The sequence below is a fragment of the Saccharopolyspora sp. genome (assembly GCF_017434145.1).
GTDB lineage: Bacteria > Actinomycetota > Actinomycetes > Mycobacteriales > Pseudonocardiaceae > Saccharopolyspora_C > Saccharopolyspora_C galaxeae.
Map to the genome: position 1 here is coordinate 1 of NZ_JAFRFW010000051.1, position 5,549 is coordinate 5,549.

Genomic DNA, 5,549 nt, shown 5'->3' on the forward strand with positions numbered 1-5,549 from the left:
CCAACACGCTGGTCATGCGTTCGTTCCCGGAGCGGTCAGTGCTCCTTGCGCGGCCGCCGCAACACCGCTCGGTGTTTCTCGCGCGGCCGCCGCAGCACCGCTCAGTGCTCCTCGCGCGGCCGCGGCAGCCGCAGCACCACCTGGAAACCACCTTCGCGGCGCGGCCCGCTCTCGACCGTGCCGCCGTACATCTTCGCGCGTTCGCACATGCCGATCAAACCGTGCCCGGACGAGCCTGCGGACGCCGGGGCGGCCGCTGCGCTGTTGCTGACCAGCAGCTCCAGCTGCTCGCCCTGGTGCCGCAGCACCACGGCGACGGCGCTGTCCGGAGCGTGTTTGAGCACGTTGGTAAGCGCTTCCTGCGCGATCCGGTAGGCGCAGAGTTCGGCCCCCGGCGACAGCGGGCGCGGTTCGCCCTCGCTGCTCAGCTCGACCTGCACGCCTGCGGCGCGGATGCTCTCGACCAGCGCGGGCAGGTCCGCCAGCCCCGGCTGCGGGTGGAACCGGTCGGCGTCCGCGGGACCGTCCTCGGCTTGCGGCCGGAGCACGCTCAGGAGCCTCGCCAGTTCGTCGAGCGAGCCGCGGGCCGCCGTCGAGATCGTGCCGAGCGCGTCGCGGGCGGTCTCCCGATCCGAGTCGAACACGTAGCGGGCCAGACCGGCCTGCACCGATACGACCGACAGGTGGTGCGCGACCACGTCGTGCAACTCGTGCGCGATGCGCATCCGTTCTTCGGTGACCGCACGTTCGGCTTCCCGGTCCCGATCCCGGCGCAGCTGTTCGGCCTGCCGCAGGCGCAGCCGCACCACGTGACCGGCGGTCAGCGCGATCGCCGCCTGCGTCGTGCCGAACAGCACGGCGGAGGGCATCAGGTCGGCGGGCGTACCGACAGCAGCCCCGGTGTAGATCACCGCGGTGGCGACCCCGGTGCCCGCGGCGGCCAGCGGAAACGGTTTGTGCACTCCGACCGTGTAAGCCGCCAGCAGCGGCCCGATCACGCCGAGGGAGGTCTTGCAGCCGATTCCGTAGAACACCGCGAGGGCCACCGTCACCACCAGCAGCACCCCGAGCGGGAACTTCCGGCGCAGCACCAGCGGCACACCGCTGAGCAAGACCAGCACGTGGGCCAGCGCTCCGGCCGCACCGCTTTCGACCACGTCTTCCGGGCCGATCGCCACGACTACCACGAAGGCCATGGCCAGCGCGAAGTCCGCGAGCAGCGGGTGCCGATGCAGCCAGCCGGTCAGGATCGCGGCCGGGCCTCGGGAATGCTCGGTGGGCAGGTGGAGATGACCACCCCCGGGGGCCACCCCCACCTCTGCCTCCCCGTGCACATCATGCGGCCGCACCCTCTTCGGCATCGCGCACAATGATGCGCTCGCCCAAGTTAGTGATCACGGCCGGTGCCGGTCGACAAACCAGCGGTGGAGATACCGGGTAAACCTTCGCGGTATTCCCACCGGCGGGCGCGGGAGTGGCAGGCTCGGCTCCGGCCGCTGGGAATCCCCGAGCCGCCGCGGAAGTTGAACGGATCGCGGCGGACATCGTCCGGCGATTACCCCGCAGGACCGGCGAACCAAACGCGCAGCGGCCCGAACACCGACCGGCCCCGGCACGCACCCGACAGCACAGGATGGACATGCCCCACTTCGACCTGGTCATCATCGGCAGCGGCTCCGGCAACTCGATCGCCGACGAGCGGTTCGCCGACTGGAACGTCGCGTTCGTGGAGAAGGGCATCGGCAGCGCCTCCTCCTACGGCGGGACCTGCCTGAACGTGGGCTGCATCCCGACGAAGATGCTGGTGCACACCGCCGACGTCGCCGCGGCACCCGGCGCCGGGAGCAGGCTCGGGGTCGACCTCGAACTGCGGGACGTGCGCTGGCGCGATATCCGGGACCGGATCTTCGGCCGGATCGACGCGATCTCCGACGGCGGCAGGCGCTACCGCGCAGCGGGCAGCGACAACGTGACGCTGTTCGAGGGCGAGGCGCGGTTCACCGGTATCAAGCAGCTCACCGTCGAGACCGCGGACGGGCCCGAGACGCTCACCGCCGACCGGTTCGTGGTCGCCGCGGGCGGGCGGCCGACGACTCCGGACATCCCCGGCATCGACGACACCGGCTTCCACACCAGCGACAGCGTGATGCGGCTGGACGCGCTGCCGCCGCGGATGATCATCCTCGGTACCGGGTTCGTCGGCGCCGAGTTCGCGCACGTGTTCTCCGCGCTGGGCGTCGAGGTCACCGTGATCGGGCGATCCGGGCGGCTGCTGCGCGCCGAGGACGTCGACGTCTCGGAGCGGTTCACCGAGCTGGCCGCCGAACGCTGGGACGTGCGGCTGAACCGCAAGGCGCTCGCGGCCGAACGAGACGGCGACGTCGTGCGGCTGCACCTGGAAGGCCCGGACGGCGCGGAAACCGTCGAGGCCGAGCAGTTGCTGGTAGCCGTCGGCCGCGAACCCAACAGCGACCTGATCGATGCCGAGACCGGCGGGCTGCGGCTGCGCGCCGACCGCAAGATCGAGGTCGACTCCCGGCAGCGGACCTCCGTGGACGGGGTGTGGGCGCTGGGCGACATCAGCTCCGACCACGAGCTCAAGCACGTCGCCAACCACGAGATGCGGGTCGTGCAGCACAACCTGCTGCACCCGGACGAGCAGATCGAGTCCGACCACGCGCACGTGCCGCACGCGGTGTTCTCCGCGCCGCAGATCGCCGCGGTCGGGCTCACCGAGCAGGACGCCCAGGCGCACGGCGTCGAGTACGTCAGCAAGGTCCAGGAGTACGGCGCGATCGCCTACGGCTGGGCGATGGAGGACACCACCGGTTTCGCCAAGCTGCTCGCCGACCCGGCGAGCGGCCGGATCCTCGGCGCGCACATCATCGGGCCGCAGGCCCCGACGCTGCTGCAACCGCTGGTGCAGGCGATGGAGTTCGGCCTGGACGCCCGCCGGATGGCGCGCGGCCAGTACTGGATCCACCCGGCGATGCCGGAACTGCTGGAGAACGCGCTGCTCGGCCTGCCGCTCGCGGAATGACCCGGTCGCGAGGAGTGCCGTTGCGCCTGCTGCTGATCGCGGACACGCACCTGCCCAAACGGGCGAAGGCGCTGCCGGACGAGGTGTGGTCGCAGGTCGATGCGGCCGACGTGGTCTTCCACGCCGGTGACTGGGTCGAGCCCTACCTGCTCGACGAGCTGGCCGAGCGCAGCGCGCGGCTGATCGGCGTCCACGGCAACAACGACGGCGACGAGTTGCGGCGCCGGTTGCCGGAGGTGGCACGCGTGGAACTCGGTGGGCTGCGGTTCGCGATGGTGCACGAGACCGGCGCAGCGCAAGGCAGGGAGCGGCGTTGCGACAAGGCGTACCCGGACGTCGACGTGCTGGTGTTCGGGCACAGCCACATCCCGTGGGACAGCGTGACGCCGGCCGGGATGCGGCTGCTCAACCCCGGTTCGCCGACGGATCGGCGGCGGCAACCGCACTGCACCTACCTGACCGCCGACCTCACCGCCGGCGGCCTCGGCGAGGTGCAGCTGCACCGGCTGCCCGGGCGCGGGTGAGCCGCCCGTCCGGATCGTGCGGGCTCAGATCGTTCGGGGCCGCCCGGCCAGGAATCCGATCACGGTCTGCGCGGCGATGAAGCCGAGCACGGCGGTCAGCGAGGCCGACCAGCTGCCGGTGATCTCGTGCAGCACGCCGAACAGGAACGGGCCCACCGAGGCGACGACGTAGCCGATGCTCTGCGACATGGCCGACAACTGGCCGGTGTCGGCGGCGTTGGTGGTGCGCAGCGAGATCAACGCCAGTGCGAGCGAGATCGCGCTCACGCTCACGCCGATCAGCAGCGCCCACAGCAGCGGCGCCGCCAGCGGCGCGAGCAGCAACCCGAGCACACCGGCCAACGGCGGCACTCCCATCAGCACCGCCCACCACGACTGGCCTCGGGTCCGGGTCACGAGCGGCGGCAGCACCATGTTGATCGGCACGCCGACCAGCAGCAGCACCCCCATCAGCACGCCGACCGTGGTCGCGTCCATCCCGGCGCCCTTGAACACCTCGGGCAGCCAGCCCATCACGATGTACGCGGTGGTCGACTGCAGGCCGAAGTAGCCGGTGACCAGCCAGGCGAGCGGGCTGCGCAGCATCGAACGCATGCCGGTCCCCGGCTCGGCCGCGGCCACCGTCCTGCCGGTCCGGCGACTGCCGGGCACCCACACGAGCAGCGCCGCCAGCGCAAGCACCATCCAGGTCGCCAGCGCGAGCCGCCAGCTGCCGACGAGCGAGTCCAGCCAGGGCGTCACCGCCGATCCGGCGGCACTTCCTGCGGCCAGCGCCGTCGTGTAGAGCCCGGTCGCGGCGCCGACCCGGTTCGGGAAGGACTCCTTGACCACCACCGGGATCAGCACGTTGCACATCGCGATCGCCACGCAGGCCAGCACGGTCCCGCCCAGCAGCACCCACGATCCGCCGAGCACGCGGACCACCAGCGAGACCGTCAGCAACGCCAGCGAACCGCCGACGACGGGGTTCATGCCCCAACGCCGGGACAGCACCGGTGCGGCAAGCGCCGCGACACCGAAGCACAGCGTGGGCACCGCGGTCACGACGCTGGCCCACGTGCTGCTCGCGCCGACCGAGTCGCGCACTTCGCCGAGGATCGAGCTGAGGCTGGTCACGGCGGGACGCATGTTCGCCGAGGCCAGCACCACTCCCGCCAGCAGCAGCGCGCCTCCTGCCAACGCGCGGTGCCGGGTGTTGACCACGTTCTCCGCGGCGCCCTCGTTCGGCAGCGCTTCGGCCCGGGACAGCGGTCCGGAACCGTCGGCGGTGCTGGCATCCTGGGCCGTCACGCCGCGGTTCCCGCGATCGTGGGCGTGCTGGGTGTGCGACTCGGCAGACATCGCCACCTATTCTGTCAAACGTAGGATGTTCGGACGAAAGGATGTCCCCTTGCCTCTGGTCAACACCCAGCGAACCGGGTTGGTCGACCAGGTCATCGCGCAGATGCGCGAACTGGTCAGCTCCGGCGAGTGGCCGCTCGGCCGGCGCATCCCCACCGAGGCCGAACTGGTCACCGCGCTCGGCGTCGGCCGCAACACCGTCCGCGAGGCGGTGCGCGCGCTCGCGCACGCGGGACTGCTCGAGGTCCGGCAGGGCGACGGCACGTTCGTCCGGGCCACCAACGAGCTCTCCGGCGCGGTGCGCAGGCTGTACGGCTCGGAACTGCGCCAGATCCTGGAAGTGCGCCGCGCGCTGGAAGTGGAAGCCGCCCGGCTGGCCGCCACCGCCCGCACCGACGAGGACCTCGCGGAGCTGGAAACCCTGCTGGCCGCCCGCGACGAGGCCGCGGAAGGCCGGGACCGCGAACACTTCAGCGCCGCCGACACCCGGTTCCACCTGCGGATGGTGGCCGCCTCGCACAACCCGGTGCTGATCGGGCTCTACGACGGGGTCAGCGAGGCGGTGCAGTCCAGCGTGGCGACCACGCACGACCCGGCGCAGCCGCCGCCCGTGTCGCACACCGCGCTGCTCGACGCGGTGCGCG

Annotated in this window: 5 protein-coding genes; 3 read left to right on the top strand and 2 right to left on the bottom strand. The window is 71.7% G+C overall.

The window, feature by feature from the left end; genetic code table 11:
- Positions 1 to 101: 101 nt before the first annotated feature.
- Positions 102 to 1,361, bottom strand: a complete 1,260-nt coding sequence (locus IJH84_RS01330; protein WP_200070138.1) for a sensor histidine kinase — start codon at positions 1,359 to 1,361, stop codon at positions 102 to 104.
- A 278-nt stretch (positions 1,362 to 1,639) separates the two neighbouring features.
- Between IJH84_RS01330 and IJH84_RS01335 the strand changes: the two genes are divergently transcribed.
- Positions 1,640 to 3,040, top strand: coding sequence for a mycothione reductase (locus IJH84_RS01335; RefSeq protein WP_295139280.1), 1,401 nt, complete (start codon positions 1,640 to 1,642; stop codon positions 3,038 to 3,040).
- 20 nt (positions 3,041 to 3,060) lie between these two features.
- A complete protein-coding gene (locus IJH84_RS01340; protein ID WP_295139283.1) occupies positions 3,061 to 3,564 on the top strand; it encodes a metallophosphoesterase in 504 nt (167 codons plus the stop codon).
- Between the two features lie 24 nt (positions 3,565 to 3,588).
- Here IJH84_RS01340 and IJH84_RS01345 read toward each other — a convergent pair whose 3' ends face one another.
- Complete coding sequence (locus IJH84_RS01345; RefSeq protein WP_295139285.1) at positions 3,589 to 4,905, bottom strand: MFS transporter; 1,317 nt, start codon at positions 4,903 to 4,905, stop codon at positions 3,589 to 3,591.
- A 49-nt stretch (positions 4,906 to 4,954) separates the two neighbouring features.
- Here IJH84_RS01345 and IJH84_RS01350 point away from each other — a divergent pair.
- The coding region (locus IJH84_RS01350; protein ID WP_295139288.1) for a FadR/GntR family transcriptional regulator at positions 4,955 to 5,549 on the top strand (595 nt) is incomplete at its 3' end.

Excerpts from the sequence above, each read along its gene's own strand:
- IJH84_RS01330 (WP_200070138.1), bottom strand. The coding sequence starts at position 1,361 with ATGCCGAAGAGGGTGCGGCCGCATGATGTGCACGGGGAGGCAGAGGTG.
- IJH84_RS01335 (WP_295139280.1), top strand. The coding sequence starts at position 1,640 with ATGCCCCACTTCGACCTGGTCATCATCGGCAGCGGCTCCGGCAACTCG.
- IJH84_RS01345 (WP_295139285.1), bottom strand. The coding sequence starts at position 4,905 with ATGTCTGCCGAGTCGCACACCCAGCACGCCCACGATCGCGGGAACCGC.